Source organism: Curtobacterium sp. RIT-PI-V, from assembly GCF_025642935.1.
In the GTDB taxonomy this organism is placed as follows: Bacteria; Actinomycetota; Actinomycetes; order Actinomycetales; family Microbacteriaceae; genus Curtobacterium.
The window spans coordinates 308,320-322,748 of record NZ_JANZKM010000001.1; the positions used below are offsets into that span (position 1 = coordinate 308,320).

13 protein-coding genes are annotated in these 14,429 nt (G+C 72.4%); 5 read left to right on the forward strand and 8 right to left on the reverse strand.

What is annotated here, in order from left to right; genetic code table 11:
- The first annotated feature begins 30 nt into the window (after positions 1-30).
- Positions 31-957, forward strand: a complete 927-nt coding sequence (locus OGL88_RS01610) for a LysR family transcriptional regulator ArgP (protein ID WP_263055041.1) — start codon at positions 31-33, stop codon at positions 955-957.
- A 31-nt stretch (positions 958-988) separates the two neighbouring features.
- Here OGL88_RS01610 and OGL88_RS01615 read toward each other — a convergent pair whose 3' ends face one another.
- Both OGL88_RS01615 and OGL88_RS01620 read right to left on the reverse strand, forming a co-directional pair.
- Positions 989-1,768, reverse strand: coding sequence for an Fpg/Nei family DNA glycosylase (locus OGL88_RS01615; protein WP_263055040.1), 780 nt, complete (start codon positions 1,766-1,768; stop codon positions 989-991).
- Positions 1,761-6,551, reverse strand: coding sequence for an Lhr family ATP-dependent helicase (locus OGL88_RS01620; protein ID WP_263089353.1), 4,791 nt, complete (start codon positions 6,549-6,551; stop codon positions 1,761-1,763). Before OGL88_RS01620 ends, OGL88_RS01615 begins: the two co-directional genes overlap by 8 nt.
- A 162-nt stretch (positions 6,552-6,713) precedes the next feature.
- Here OGL88_RS01620 and OGL88_RS01625 point away from each other — a divergent pair, with 162 nt between their 5' ends.
- On the forward strand, positions 6,714-7,370 hold the full coding sequence (locus OGL88_RS01625) for a PadR family transcriptional regulator (protein ID WP_111083510.1): 657 nt from the start codon (positions 6,714-6,716) through the stop codon (positions 7,368-7,370).
- A 150-nt stretch (positions 7,371-7,520) separates the two neighbouring features.
- Here the strand turns inward: OGL88_RS01625 and OGL88_RS01630 are convergent, their stop codons facing one another.
- Complete coding sequence (locus OGL88_RS01630; protein ID WP_263089354.1) at positions 7,521-8,141, reverse strand: alpha/beta hydrolase; 621 nt, start codon at positions 8,139-8,141, stop codon at positions 7,521-7,523.
- Positions 8,142-8,214: 73 nt separating this feature from the next.
- Between OGL88_RS01630 and OGL88_RS01635 the strand changes: the two genes are divergently transcribed.
- Entirely contained in the window at positions 8,215-8,757 is a 543-nt protein-coding gene (locus OGL88_RS01635) for an NUDIX hydrolase family protein (RefSeq protein ID WP_205463352.1), read from the forward strand.
- A gap of 83 nt (positions 8,758-8,840) precedes the next feature.
- Here the strand turns inward: OGL88_RS01635 and OGL88_RS01640 are convergent, their stop codons facing one another.
- Together OGL88_RS01640 and OGL88_RS01645 are read right to left on the reverse strand one after the other, a co-directional pair.
- Positions 8,841-9,050 carry a CsbD family protein gene (locus tag OGL88_RS01640; RefSeq protein WP_111083508.1) on the reverse strand — a complete coding sequence of 70 codons (210 nt, stop codon included), beginning with the start codon at positions 9,048-9,050 and terminating at the stop codon, positions 8,841-8,843.
- 143 nt (positions 9,051-9,193) lie between these two features.
- Complete coding sequence (locus tag OGL88_RS01645) at positions 9,194-10,795, reverse strand: DEAD/DEAH box helicase (protein ID WP_263089355.1); 1,602 nt, start codon at positions 10,793-10,795, stop codon at positions 9,194-9,196.
- Between the two features lie 288 nt (positions 10,796-11,083).
- Between OGL88_RS01645 and OGL88_RS01650 the strand changes: the two genes are divergently transcribed.
- Positions 11,084-11,917, forward strand: coding sequence for an endo alpha-1,4 polygalactosaminidase (locus tag OGL88_RS01650; RefSeq protein ID WP_205463351.1), 834 nt, complete (start codon positions 11,084-11,086; stop codon positions 11,915-11,917).
- 113 nt (positions 11,918-12,030) lie between these two features.
- Here OGL88_RS01650 and OGL88_RS01655 read toward each other — a convergent pair whose 3' ends face one another.
- From OGL88_RS01655 to OGL88_RS01665, 3 genes are all read right to left on the reverse strand, one after another.
- Positions 12,031-12,390, reverse strand: coding sequence for a GntR family transcriptional regulator (locus tag OGL88_RS01655; protein WP_165901018.1), 360 nt, complete (start codon positions 12,388-12,390; stop codon positions 12,031-12,033).
- Between the two features lie 10 nt (positions 12,391-12,400).
- Entirely contained in the window at positions 12,401-12,973 is a 573-nt protein-coding gene (locus tag OGL88_RS01660; protein WP_205464333.1) for a DUF1684 domain-containing protein, read from the reverse strand.
- A gap of 131 nt (positions 12,974-13,104) precedes the next feature.
- Positions 13,105-13,587 (reverse strand): hypothetical protein, encoded by a 483-nt coding sequence (locus tag OGL88_RS01665; protein ID WP_263089356.1) that lies wholly within the window; start codon positions 13,585-13,587, stop codon positions 13,105-13,107.
- A 74-nt stretch (positions 13,588-13,661) separates the two neighbouring features.
- Between OGL88_RS01665 and OGL88_RS01670 the strand changes: the two genes are divergently transcribed.
- Positions 13,662-14,429, forward strand: coding sequence for a carbonic anhydrase (locus OGL88_RS01670; RefSeq protein WP_263089357.1), 768 nt, complete (start codon positions 13,662-13,664; stop codon positions 14,427-14,429).

Consider the following 14,429-nt stretch of genomic DNA (forward strand, 5'->3'; position numbering starts at 1 on the left):
ACGTTCCTTCAGCACCGTAAGCTGCACTGCATGGTCCGGTTCCAGCGCGAGCACCTCGAGACCCTGTTGGCCGCCGTCGACCACGGCACGCTCGACGCGGCCGCCCGGGCCCTGGCGATCACCCCGTCGGCGGTCTCGCAGCGCATCAAGTCGATGGAGCAGCAGGTCGGTCGGGTCCTGCTGCAACGGACGACCCCGGTCACCCCGACGGCCGACGGCGCGGTCGTGCTCCGGCACGCACGTCAGGTGCGGTTGCTCGACGACGAGACCGCCCGCGCCCTCGGCGAGACCGATGCCCGGGGTGCGGGGTCCGCGGTGCCGTCGATCCCGCTCGCCGTCAACGCCGACTCGCTCGGCACGTGGTTCCTCGATGCGCTCGCACTCGTCCGTGTCGACACCGAGGTGGTCTTCGACCTGCACCGCGAGGACCAGGACCGCACCGCCGAGCTCTTGCGCGCCGGCACGGTGATGGGTGCCGTGACGGCCGAGGCGGACCCCGTGCAGGGCTGCTCGTCGGTGCCGCTCGGCATCGACCGGTACCGGGCGGTGGCATCGCCGGCGTTCGTGGACCGCTACCTGTCCGACGCCGACACCGAGCGGCGGATGCTGAGCCGCCTCGACCGGGTGCCGCTCGTCGACTACGACCGTGATGACGACCTGCAGCAGGGCTACCTCCGCCGGGTGCTCGGCCACGCGCCCTCCGGCCCACGCCACTTCGTCCCGACGTCGGCCGACTTCGCACGGGCGGTCTCGCTCGGCTTCGGGTGGGGGATGCTGCCCGAGGCGCAGTGCCTCGATGCCCTGACACGGGGCGAGCTGCTCGAGCTCACCCCGACGCGCCGGGCCGACGTCGCCCTGTGGTGGCAACGGTGGAACCTGGCGTCGCCGCTGCTCGAGCGGGTGACGGACGCCGTGCGGACGACTGCCGCCGAGCGGCTGCACCCCGTCGCCCGGTGAGCACGCCGGTGCTCGTCCCTGCGCCCGTGGCTCAGGTCTGGCAGCGCGGGCACCAGTAGGTGTCCCGCAGGGTGAGCTCCGAATCGCCGAGGTCTCCTCGTCGGATCCGGGTGCCGCACCGCAGACACGGCTTGCCCGCTCGTCCGTAGACCCAGAACCGACGCCCCGGGCGGTCGATCCCGGTCGTCACCCGGTGGCTGCGGTCCCGGTTCGCCAGGATGAGTCGGCTCGCCAGGGCGATCGTGCGGCCGGCGTCGTGCACCTCGGCCACCGGGCGGGTCGGCAGGACCCCGCGCAGGAAGCAGAGCTCGTTGCGGTAGACGTTGCCGAGGCCGGCGAGCACCCGCTGGTCGAGCAGGGCGAGTCCGACCGGACGTGCAGGATCCCGCGTCAGGTTCTCGAGTGCCAGGTCGGCGTCCCAGTCGGGCCCGAGCAGGTCCGGGCCGAGGTGCCCGACGACCTCGGACTCCTGGTCGCGGGGGATCACCTCGAGCACCCCGAGCGTGAAGCCGACGGTCGAGACGTCCTCGGCGTCGAGGATCGCGCGCGCCTGGTGCGCCGGGCGTCGCCAGCGCTCTCCGGGGGCGTAGACGTCCCACCGCCCCTCCATCTTGAGGTGCGAGTGCACGGTCAGGTCCCCGATCCGGTGCAGCAGGTGCTTGCCGCGGGGCACGACCTCGTCGACGGTGCGGCCGACCAGGTCGACGGTCGCGAACGCGGGCACCCGGAAGTCGCTCCGGGTCAGGACCTTGCCCGCGAGCGCCGTGTGCAACCGATGTGCCGCCCGGTAGACGGTGTCGCCCTCAGGCACGGAGCCGGAGTCCCTGCGGTGTGGCGGTGAACCCGGCGTCGCCCAGTGCGGTGCCGAGTGGGGTGCCGAGCACGAACTCGCCGTCGACGCGCTCGACCGCGAGCTTCCGCAGCCCAGTGCGCACGATGCCCGCGATCGACGCCGCTGCGACGGCCAGGTCGGCGGGGTCGTCGGTGAAGGTCAGCACCGACTTGCCGCCCCGCTCGACGTACACCGCGAGCCGGCCGTCGACCGTGGTGATGAGCGCTCCGGCCTTGCGTCCGGGCCGGTGCCCGCGCACGCCCGTGGCAGTCGGTGCCGAGGCCTTCTGCGCAGCCGCACCCACAGGGGCGGCGTCGGCGGACGTCTCGTCCCCGTCGACGGCCGCGCGGTCGTCGGACGGCCAGGGCAGCGATGCTCCGTACGGGTTCGCGGGGTCGGTCGCGGCCAGGGTCAGTGCTTCGCGCTTCCGGTCCGGATCGACACGTTCGTCGTCGTCGAGTTCACGGGCGTAGGTGCGGAGCCGGTCGATCGTCGGGCCGGTGGCGAACTGTGCTGCCCCGAGCCCCTCGATGAAGTACCCGCGTCGCGCCCGCCCGGACTCCTCGAACCGCGACAGCACCCGGTACACGCCCGCGAACCCACCCCGGACCCCCTCGACCTGGACGGCACCGCGCGTCACGACCCCGTACCGCTCGAGCAGCTGTTCGGCGGTCGCCGCAGCCCGCACGGTCGAGTCGGACTCGGCGAGCGGCAGCAGGGACCAGCGACCGCCGACGGACGGCGGACCGGACTGCGTCGGCATCGTCGGACGGCGGCGCCCGCGGTAGGCGCGGGCCCGAGGCGCACTGGTGCTCTTCGCCTTGCCGCCGAGCATCGATCGCAGCGGGGCGAACGTGTCGTTCGTGATCTGTCCGGCCCAGACCAGGTCCCACAGCGCCGTCGTCATGGCCGGGTCGTCGGTGCTGCCGACGGCCTGCCCGAGCTGGCGGAAGAAGTACGCGCCACCGCCGGCCAGGGCCCCGAGCACGTCGCGCTGCAGCTCGGTGGTCTCGTCGCCGGAGGGCTCCGCGAGGGTCGTCGAGGCGGTCTCGGCCAGGTGCAGGCGCACCCAGCCGTCGTTGCCGGGCAGGGTCCCGCCGCCGGACCACAGGACCTCGCCGGTGGCGGTGAGCTCGTCGAGCATGTTCGTCGAGTAGTCGGTCACGCGCGCGGGCAGCACCAGGGTCTCCCAGGCGCTGGCGGGCAGGGCGACGCCGGCGAGCTGGTCGATCACCTGCAGGACTCCGTCGACCCCGCGCAGGCCGCCGCGGGTGCCGGGGGTCTGCACGTGCTGCCAGGCGGGCAGGAAGCGCGCGAGCGTGTCCGGTGACACCGGCTCGACCTCGTGGCGGAGCGCGGCGAGCGACTTCGTGCGGATCCGCCGCAGGACTTCGGCGTCACACCACTCGGCGCCCTGCCGATCCGGGCGGAACTCGCCCTCGACCACACGCCGGTCGGCGACCAGACGGCGAAGGGTGTCCTGCACGACGGCGACCCCGAGGCCGAGGCGCCCCGCGGCCTCCTGCGCCGAGAACGGCCCGTGCGACCGGGCGTACCGGCCGACCAGGTCACCGAGCGGGTCGGCGACGGGTTCGACGAACGCGGTCGGTACACCGATCGGCAGCGGGACCCCGAGGGCGTCACGCAGGCGCGAGGCGTCCTCGATGACGGCCCAACGGGTGGACCCGGCGTGCGAGAACGACAGGACGCGGCGGTCCCGTTCGAGCGCGGTGAGCACGGTCTGCACCTCGGTCGTAGCGGCGGTGCGGTCGTCCGACGCCGCCAGCCAGCTGCGGTCGACGGCTTCGTCGACGTCGAGCGCGCCGACGAGCCGCAGCACGTCGACCAGCCCCTCGGCGTCGCGGGCGCGGCGGTCCGGCGAGAGCCGCTGCAGGTCCTGTTCGACCGAGGCGATGACCGCCGGGTCCAGCAGCTCCCGCAGCTCGGCCCGACCGAGCAGTTCGCCGAGCAGCGTCGAGTCGAGCGAGAGCGCCGCAGCCCGACGCTCGGCGAGCGGGGAGTCGCCCTCGTACATGAACGCGGCGACGTACCCGAACAGGATCGACCGTGCGAAGGGGGACGGCGTCTCGGTCTCGGTCTCGACCAGGCGGATGCGGCGGCCGGCGATCTGGTCGGCGATGCCGAGCAGGGCGGGCAGGTCGTAGACGTCCTGCAGCACCTCGCGCACGGTCTCGAGCACGATCGGGAACGACGGGTACTTCCTGGCCACCTCGAGCAGCTGCGAGGCCCGTTGCCGCTGCTGCCACAGGGGCGACCGCTGCCCGGGGTTCCGACGGGGCAGCAGCAGGGCGCGCGCCGCACACTCGCGGAACCGCGCGGCGAACAGCGCCGACCCACCGACCTCGTCCGTGACGAGTGCCTCGAGGTCGTCGCGCTCGAACACGAACAGGTCGGCACCCGGCGGTTCGGCGTCGGTCTCGGGGATGCGCACCACGATGCCGTCGTCGGCGGCCATCGCGTCGCCGTCGATGCCGTGGCGTTCCCGCAGACGCGCCGCGACGGCCAGGGCCCACGGCGCGTGCACCTGCATGCCGTACGGCGAGTGCAGGATGAGCCGCCAGTCGCCGAGTTCGTCGCGGAAGCGCTCGACCACGAGCGTGGTGTCGTTGGGGACGTGACCGGTGGCCGCGCGCTGGTCGCGCAGGAAGGTCAGCAGGTTCGTGACGGCACGCTCGTCGAGGCCGCCGGCGGCGACCCGGGCCCGGGCGTCGTCGTCCGAGGCGCCCTCGACCTCGCGCACGAACGCCCCTGTCGCGCGACCGAGTTCGGCGGGGCGGCCGATGCCGTCGCCCTTCCAGAACGGCACCCGACCGGGCTGTCCGAACGCCGGGCTCACGATGACCCGGTCGTGGGTGATCTCCTCGATCCGCCAGCTCGTGGCACCGAGGGCGAAGACGTCGCCGACGCGGGACTCGTAGACCATCTCCTCGTCGAGCTCGCCGACCCGGGACGCCTTCTCGCCGACCATGAACACGCCGAACATGCCGCGGTCCGGGATCGTGCCACCGCTCGTCACCGCGAGCCGCTGGGCACCGGGGCGTCCGGTCAGGGTGCCGTGCACGCGGTCCCACACCAGCCGCGGGCGGAGTTCGGCGAACTCGTCGCTCGGGTACCGCCCGGTCACCAGGTCGAGCGTGGCGTCGAACGCCGACCGGGGCAGGCCGCTGAACGGAGCGCTGCGCCGGACCAGGTCGAACCACTGCTCGACGTCGACGGTGTCGATCGCCCCGGCGGCGACGGTGTGCTGCGCCAGGACGTCGAGGGGGTTCGCCGGCACCGAGATCGACTCGATCTGCCCCGAGACCATCCGTTCCACCGTGACCGCACTGTTGACGAGGTCGGCGCGGTGCTTCGGGAACAGCACCCCGCGGGAGATCTCGCCCACCTGGTGCCCGGCACGCCCGACGCGCTGCAGGCCGCTCGCGACCGAGGGCGGCGCCTCGACCTGGACGACGAGGTCGACCTCGCCCATGTCGATCCCGAGCTCGAGCGAACTGGTCGCGACCACGCACCGCAGTCGACCGGACTTCAGGTCGTCCTCGATGATGGCGCGCTGGTCCTTCGACACCGAGCCGTGGTGGGCGCGGGCGAGCACGGGCACTGCGGTGTCGGAGCCGCCGCCACCGGTCTGCCCGGATGCGCCGATCACCTGCGCCGGCGGTCGCTTCGTGCCCTGGGGTGCGACCGCGTGTGCCGAGGTCCGCGCGGGCGACTGCGGGCGACCCCGCGCCACCGGCAGCCCGTCGTCGGCCGGCGAGACACCCGCCGGCACCAGCGCATCGCCCATCGCGGCCGAAGCCGGAGCCGCCGCAGCGAGGACGCGCTCTTCGTGGATCTCGTTCAGCCGCGCGGTGAGTCGCTCGGCCAGTCGCCGCGAGTTCGCGAACACGATCGTCGACCGGTGCTCCTCGACGAGGTCGACCACACGTTCTTCGACGTGCGGCCAGATCGAGCCGTTCGAGGGTGCGTCGGACGCGTCCGCACCGACCGGCGGAGCACCGAGCTCGGCCATGTCGTCGACCGGCACGACGACGCGCAGGTCGAAGGTCTTCTGCGCCGGCGGCGCGATGATCGTCACCGGTGCCCGACCCCCGAGGAACCGGGCGACCTCTTCCGGCGGCCGGACCGTGGCGGACAGCCCGATGCGCTGCACCGGCTTGTCGAGCAGGTCGTCGAGCCGTTCGAGCGAGACGGCCAGGTGCGCCCCGCGCTTGGTCGACGCGACGGCGTGGACCTCGTCGACGATGACGGTGTCGACGTTCACCAGGGTCTCGCGCGCTTGCGAGGTGAGCATGAGGTACAGCGACTCGGGCGTGGTGATGAGGATGTCCGGCGGCTGGCGGAGCAGCTTCTGCCGGTCCGACGACGGGGTGTCGCCACTGCGCACCCCGACGGTGACCTCGGGTGGTTCGGTGCCGAGCCGCCGGGCCGTCTGCGTGATGCCGACGAGCGGGCTGCGCAGGTTCCGCTCGACGTCGACGCCGAGGGCCTTGAGCGGCGAGACGTACAGGACCCGCGTGCGCTGCTTGGCCGGGGGCCGGTCGGTCGCGCTGATGAGCCGGTCGATCGACCACAGGAACGAGGCCAGGGTCTTGCCGGAACCGGTCGGCGCGATGACGAGTGCGTGCTGCCCCGTCGAGATGGCGTCCCACGCGCCCGCCTGTGCAGGAGTGGGGGCGTCGAACGCACCACGGAACCACTCCGCGGTCGCGGGGGAGAAGCGCTCGAAGACGTCCGTCATGGTCCGTCCCATCCTGCCCGTCACCACCGACAGCAGCCCGAGCGGGGAGTACCCCTTGACAAGACGATAGTTAGCGATCTATCGTAAACACATCGCGATACGACGAAGACGAAACCAGTCAGACCGATCGCGAGCCGACTCAGCAACAAGGAAGGACGCATCATGCGCCCCATGCACAACGACAACGACAGCAACCACCACCCGCGCGGCCCCCGTTTCGGCGGCGCGCGGCAGCACCACGGCGCCGGCTTCCCCGGCCGCGACCGCGGTGACCACGAGCACGGCGGCCGAGGTGGCCGCGGCTTCGGCCCGGGCTTCGGGCCGGGCATGGGCTTCGGCCCCGGCTTCGGTGGCTTCGGCGGACCCGGCTTCGGTCGCGAACGCCGCCGCCGCGGTGACGTCCGCCTCGCGATCCTCGGCCTGCTGGCCGAGGGGCCGCAGAACGGCTACGCCGTGATCAAGACCATCGCCGAGCGCACCGGCGGCGCCTGGAAGCCGAGCCCCGGCTCGGTCTACCCGACGCTCCAGCAGCTCGTCGACGAAGACCTCGTGGTCTCGTCGGGCGACGGCCGCAAGACGCTCTTCGAGCTCACCGACGCCGGCAAGGCCGAGGCCGAGGCGAAGGCCGACGAGATCGCAGCGGCGCTCGACGCGGCCCCCGGGATCCCGGACGCGCAGCGCGAGTTCTTCGAGGCGCTCCGGAAGACCATGGGCGTCCTGCAGATGTACCGGACGACCGCGACGGAGGACCAGGCCAAGGCCGCCACCGCCAAGGTCGACCAGCTCCGCAAGGACCTGCTGCAGATCCTCGCCGACTGACGTCGGAACCCACGAACGGGAGGCACGGTGCCAGCTGGCACCGTGCCTCCCGTCGATCGTCTGGTCCCGCCCACCGCGAGACTCGGCCTGAGCGGCATCACTCGCGCTCGCGAGCGCGAGCGATGCCGCCAAGCCCGAGTCTCGGGGCTCCTACGCGCCGTCCATGAACGCCGCGACGTCCGACAGCTCCGCTGCCGAAACCGCGTGCGGCAGGCCCGCGTACGTCCGGTCCGTCACGGTGGTGTTCGCCGCCGCCCACGCCTGCGTCCGCGCAGTGGCCTCCGCCGGGATCACCGGGTCGAGGTCGCCGTGCCCCAGGAAGACCCGCGGGCGGACGGCGGCGACGGCGTCGTCACGCGGGTCCGTCACCCCCGGCACGACGAACCCGGACAGCGACACCGCGAACGCGAACGCAGCCGGTCGTGCACGCAGCAGCTGCAGCGCCATCGACCCGCCCTGCGAGAACCCGAGCAACCCGATCCGCTGGTGGTCGGCGGCGACGGAGTCGACCCACGCGAGCACCTCGGCGACCGCGGCGTCGACGGGCTCGAGTGCGGGGGAGCCCGGCGTCCCGAGCGGGTACCAGCTGAACCCCTGGCCCCACGGCATCGGTGCCCGCAGTGACGCCATCGTCCAGGCCGCCGGCAGCGCGGGGGCGAGTCCGAGCAGGTCGCGTTCGTTCGACCCCACCCCGTGCATGGTCACGAGCAGCGGTGTCCCTGCGCGTTCTTCCGCGGGACGGGTCCACTGCACCAGGTCTGCATCGATCATGTGGACAACGCTAACCATCCCCAAGTCCCGCGCCTTCCGCCGAACTCGACGCCGTCCCTGGTAGACACGGTGCATGGCCTCGTTGCAAACCCCCGACCCCGACTCCGGCTGGCTGTCCGACGAGGAACTCGCCAACGCGCGTCGTCGACTCCCCATCTGCTACGTCGAGGCGATCCCCGTCCGCACCGACGGGCTCGGCGTCGTGACCGAGGTCGGGGTGCTCCTGCGCGTGGCCCCGAGCGGTTCGATCGTCCGCACCCTGGTGTCCGGTCGCGTGATGTTCGGCGAGTCCATCCGCACGGCGCTCTTCCGCCACCTCGAGAAGGACCTCGGCCCGATGGCGTTCCCGCAGCTGCCGTCGAGCCCGACGCCGTTCACCGTGGCCGAGTACTTCCCGCTACCCGGCGCCTCGGTCTACACCGACGAGCGGCAGCACGCGATCTCGCTGGCCTACGTCGTGCCGGTCACCGGCACGTGCGAGCCCCGCCAGGACGCCCTCGAGCTCACCTGGATGACCCCGTCGGAAGCGGCGTCCGACGGCGTCGCCGACGACATGGAGGGTGGCCGCGGCGCCCTGCTCCGCGCGGGCCTCGCGTCGGTCGGCGCGCTCATGTGACGCACGGCCCGTAGCCGCACACGACGAAGCCCCCGGATCCGATCGGATCCGGGGGCTTCGCAGCGCGGTACTGGACCGGCTTGTTACTTCGTGTCGCGGTCGCTCTTGAGGCTGTCGGCGACGCCGGAAGCGGCGTCCTTGACGTTCGTACCCGCCTGCTTGGTGTCGGCCTTGACCTGGTCGGTCTTGCCCTCAGCCTTGAGGTGGTCGTTGTCCGTCGCGTTCCCGACGGCCTCCTTGACCTTGCCTGCCGCCTTCTCAGCGGCGTTCTTGATGTCTTCGATCCCAGCCATAGGCACTCCTTCCAACAGCGGACGTTTCCCCGTCAGCCGCTTGCGCGGCATCCGGTGAAGGAGAACCTACGCCTCGGGGGCGTCCGCTTCGCAGGCGCCCCCAAGGTTGTCCCCCGCTGGTCAGCGCGAGCCGGGTCGACAGATCAGTGGCGGTCGGCAGCGCCGGCCGGACGGGAGGCACGGCGCGACGAGCCACGACGGCCCCCGCCCGACTCCTGGCCGGCTCCACGGCCCGCGGCGTAGCCACCGTCCGAGGACCAGACCGCAGAGGACCCACCGCGCACGGTGTCGCTGCCGGCGCGACGGCTGCCGCCGCTGCGGCGACCACCCGTCGAGCCCGCGGCCGCGGAACGCCCGGTGCCCTCGGAACGTGCGCCGCGAGCCGGACGACCCTGACGGCCCCCGGCCGAACCGGCGGACTCGGAAGCCGAGCCGGAGCGCGCGGGCTGCCCCGAGCCTCCCGGACGGCCGCCGCGACCACGACGACCACGGTCACCGGCGGAATCGGCGGAGCGCTGCTTCGGCTGACGCTGCTGCTGCGCGGGCTGGTCCTCGGCGACGTGGCGGATCGGGGCGACCTCGCCGACGAGCGTGGTGACCGCCGGGGAGTTCGCGGTGACCTGCTGCGGGGTGACCTTGATCGCTGCGGCACGCATCATCTGCGCGACGTCGCGACGCTCGGCGGGCATCGTCACCGTGACGACGTCACCGGACGAACCGGCACGGGCGGTACGGCCCGAGCGGTGCAGGTACGCCTTGTGCTCGGTGGGCGGGTCGACGTGCACGACGAGCTCGACGTTGTCGACGTGCACACCACGGGCGGCGACGTCGGTGGCGACGAGGACGAGGGCCTCGCCGGACGAGAACTTCGCCAGGTTCCGCTCACGGGCGCCCTGCGACAGGTTGCCCTGCAGGTCGACGGCCGGGATCCCCTGGCTGCTGAGCTGCTTGGCGAGGCGCTTGGCGTGGTGCTTCGTGCGCATGAAGAGGATGCGGCGGCCGTTGCCCGAGGCGAGGGTGCTCACGAGGTGCTTCTTCGCGTCGGCGTCGGCCACCTCGAACAGGTGGTGGGTCATCGCCTCGACGGGGCTGTTCGCCTCGTCGACGGAGTGCATCACCGGGTTGTGCAGGAACTTCTTGACGAGCTTGTCCACGCCGTTGTCGAGCGTCGCGGAGAACAGCAGACGCTGCCCCTGCTCGGGCGTCGCCTGCATGATCTTGGTCACGCCGGGCAGGAAGCCCATGTCGGCCATGTGGTCGGCCTCGTCGAGGACGGTCACCTCGATGTCACCGAGGTTGACGTGGCCCTGCTGCATGAGGTCGGCGAGGCGACCCGGGCAGGCCACGACGACGTCCACGCCGCCGCGCAGGGCGTCGACCTGACGGCCCTGTCCGACGCCGCCGAAGATGGTCGTGGTGTTGAGGCCCATGGCCTTGGCGAGCGGGGCGAGCGCGACGTCGATCTGGGTCGCGAGCTCACGGGTGGGGGCGAGCACCAGGGCACGGGGGCGACCGGCGCGGCGCTTGCGGCCACTGGCGGCGAGGCGGGCGACGAGCGGGATCGCGAACGCGATCGTCTTGCCGGAGCCGGTGCGGCCACGGCCGAGGACGTCCTTGCCCTGCAGGGAGTCGGGGAGCGTGTCCTCCTGGATCGGGAACGCGGTCTCCTTGCCCTGGTCGGCGAGGACGGCGACCATCGGGGCGGGGACGCCGAGGTCGGAGAAACGGATGTCTTCGGTGGTCATGGTGACCTTTCGAGCCGGATGAGACCGGCTGTGGGCGCGCTCTGAGGCAGCGCGCGGGCGGGATGCGCGCCAACAGAGGTGGCTGGCGCAGTCGCCGCAGCAGAGAAGCCTGGGCACCTTCGGGAGGTGCTCGATCATCGACCAGAGGATCAGTGGAACGTGGTCGGGAGTTCGGGGCGTCCGTACGACGCACGAGACGATCGGCGTCTCGAGTACCACCAGCATAGCGCGTGCGCCCCGCAGAACCCAGGACCGGTCCGTTCGCCGTGTGCATGCGAGGATTCCCGGGTGCGCACGCGAACCGTCCTGATCACCACCGCGATGGCCCTGGTGGCCGTCCTCGGCACCGCCGGCTGCGCCGAGGCCGCTCCGACCAGCGCTGCGGCGAGCTACCGGAACCTGCCGACCTCGGGGCGCCCGGACTACCAGCTCGGCGGCTCCTACACGCCGCCGTCCGGGGTGACGATCGTCGAGCGGGACAGCACCGCGAAGCCCGCGAAGGGCAAGTACGACATCTGCTACGTCAACGGGTTCCAGACGCAGCCCGAGGCCGCCCGCACGTGGACGAAGTCGTACCCCTCGGCGATCCTGCGCGACCGGGCCGGCAAGCCGGTGTCCGACCCGGGCTGGCCGGACGAGATGCTCCTCGACACCCGGACGGCGGCGAAGCGCGCGCTCATCACGAAGGTGCTCGCGAAGTCCATCGCCCGCTGCGCCGACCGCGGGTTCGACGCGGTCGAGTTCGACAACCTCGATTCGTGGACCCGGAGCGGGAAGCGGTTGACGCGCGCTGGCAACCTGGCGCTCGCGAAGGCACTCGTCGACACCGGGCACCGCCACGGTCTGGCCGTCGGGCAGAAGAACACGCCGCAGCTCGGGGCCTCCGGCCGGAAGCAGACCGGGTTCGACTTCGTCGTCGCCGAGGAGTGTGTGCAGTACCAGGAGTGCTCGGCGTACACGAAGGCCTACGGCAAGCGGGTCATCGACATCGAGTACGCGGACACCCTCGAGCGCTCGTGGGCATCGGTGTGCGGGCTGGAGGACCGGCCCGCGATGACGATCCTCCGGGACCGCGACCTGGTGACCCCGGCGGACGACGCGTACGTCTTCGAGCACTGCTGAGCGCGGGTTCCTTCCCAGAACGCTCGCGATGGAACGTCGAATCGGGCGTACTGGGTCGGAACTTCGGACCAGGTACGCCCGGAAGCACCAGGTACGCCCCCGAAGCCCCGCGCCTACGCGGGCCAGGCGTCCTTGAGCGCCGTCGCTGCCTGGTCGGCGGACAGCCCCGCAGCGCGGGCAGCGGCTGCCAGCGCGCGGGCCGCATCGGCCACGGCGTCCGGCACCTCGGCCGGCCGCACCACCCGGGTGCCGGCACCACGCGCGGTGTGCACGAGCCCGGCCTCCTCGAGCAGCTGGTAGGCCTTCGCGACCGTCCCTGCCGCCAGCCCGAGCTCGTCGGCCAGCCCTCGCACGCTCGGCAGCCGTTCGCCGTCGACGAGGTACCCCGCGCCGATCTGCGCCGCGATCTGCGAGCGGACCTGCTCGAAGGGCGGTACGCGTCCGCCGGCGTCGAGTGCGACCAGTCCTGCCATGCGTTCCACCCTAGAAGTCGTACTGCTCGCCGACCGGGATCGGCACCGGCACGGTGTTGCCGGGAGGCGCGAGCGGGCACGCCCACGCCGGGTCGTACGCGCACGACGGGTTGTACGCGAAGTTGAAGTCCAGCACGAGCGAGTCGGCGTCGTCGCCGCCGAGGTCCGAGCCCTTGATCGTGTCGAGCAGGTAGCGTCCGCCGCCGTACGTACCGCGGGCCTTGCCGGCGCTGGAGTCCTTCACCGGGACGAACAGCCCGCCCCCGTAGCCGCCGTGCGACCAGACGTCGAGCGTGCCGACGCCCGGGACCGTCACGATGCCGAGGCGGTCGAAGTGCACGGTGCCGTCGGTACCGGTCTCGTAGTCGAACTCGGCGGGCTCGGCCGGTTCGATGCGCACCTGGAACCGCCAGGCGGGGTCGTAGTCCGGCACCGGCAGCGACTCGAAGTCGCGGGCATCGTCGTCCAGGAGCGGCGACGCGGGGTGCTCCGCGAACATCGCGTCGCGGGTCTCCCGCCACAGTGCGTGCGCCGTCTGGGGATCGGGCGTCGCGCGGACGCGGCGGTACAGGTCGAACGTCATGCGCCGCCAGTCCACGGTCGCCAGCGTGCTGCGCACACGGTCGTCGGTCGTCGGCTCCTGGGGGCGCGTCTGGCTCACGTGGTCGAGGCTACGCCCGCTCCGCGGTGGACGGGAGGCCCGACTCGCCTCGGTCAGGCGGCATCCGTCCGCCAGGTGGGTGCGAGGGCACGCATCCGGTACGCCCGCCACTGCCAGATGACCCACATCCCCGGCCACAGCAGTGCGCCGAGTGGCCACGGCCGCATCCGGTAGGTCAGGCGGTCGATGAGCAGCGTCCGTTCTCCTGGAGCCGGCACGACCGCCATCCGGTGGCGCATCGTCATGCGGCCGAACAGCCCGCTCGTACCGCCGCCGTTGTCACGCTGCACGGGGACGCCGTCGATCTCGTACAGGTCGAGGTCGACGTACGTGTCGCCGCTCGGCACCAGACCGAACGCACTCGCGGTGATCGGGTGCGGGTGCCCCGGTTCCCACCGCTCCGGGAACCCCTCGGGGCTGCGCGAGCGGTACACCAGGAACGGCTTCGTCACCGCGACCATCACGGACGGGGACAGCAGGGCATCGCGCACGGCGTCGACCGGCGCATCGAGGACGATCCGGATACCGACGTTCATGCCCAGGACCCTACGCTCGCGGCCGACGACCACTCTCGGCAAATGTGAAATACACGTATGTGAGTGTGTACAGCATGCGATCCACTCACCACCGCCTCCCCTTGCTCGCCGCCCCAGCAGTCCTCCTCGCCCTCGCCGGCTGCGCGGCCGGAACGCCTCCCGAGGCCGACGCGCACGACGCCGGCACGTCGTGGTCGTACGAGGGAGCGGGTGCCCCGCAGCACTGGGGTGGTCTCACCGACGAGTACGGCACGTGCGGCGCCGGCGACCAGCAGTCACCGATCGACCTCCCGGCGGCCCGCGGTGGCGCCGACCTCGACCTCGTGGGCTCGGGTGCTGTCCGGGGGCTGACGGCGGACAACGGGCACACCGTGCAGTTCACCGCTGACGACGGCGCCTCGACGACCGTCGCCGGCGAGGAACTCGACCTGGTGCAGATGCACTTCCACGCGGGCTCGGAGCACACCGTCGACGGCGATCCGGCCGACGCGGAGTTCCACTTCGTGCACGCCGACGACCGCGGAGCCCTGACCGTCGTCGGGGTCCTCGCCGAGCGGGGCGTGCACAACCCCGCGTACGAGAGCTACCTCGCCGGGGCGACGGCAGGGGCGGGTCGCGAGAGCACCGTGGACGTCGAGGCGATGCTGCCTGCGTCGCGATCCTTCGCGACCTACGAGGGCTCGCTCACCACGCCGCCGTGCACCGAGGGGGTGCGGTGGATCGTGCTCGAGGACCCGATCGAGCTCGGCGCCGACCAGCTCGCCGACCTCGAGGCAGCGCACGTCGAGAACGCGCGTCCGGTCCAGCCACTGGGCGACCGGACGGTCCGTCACACGCTCTGA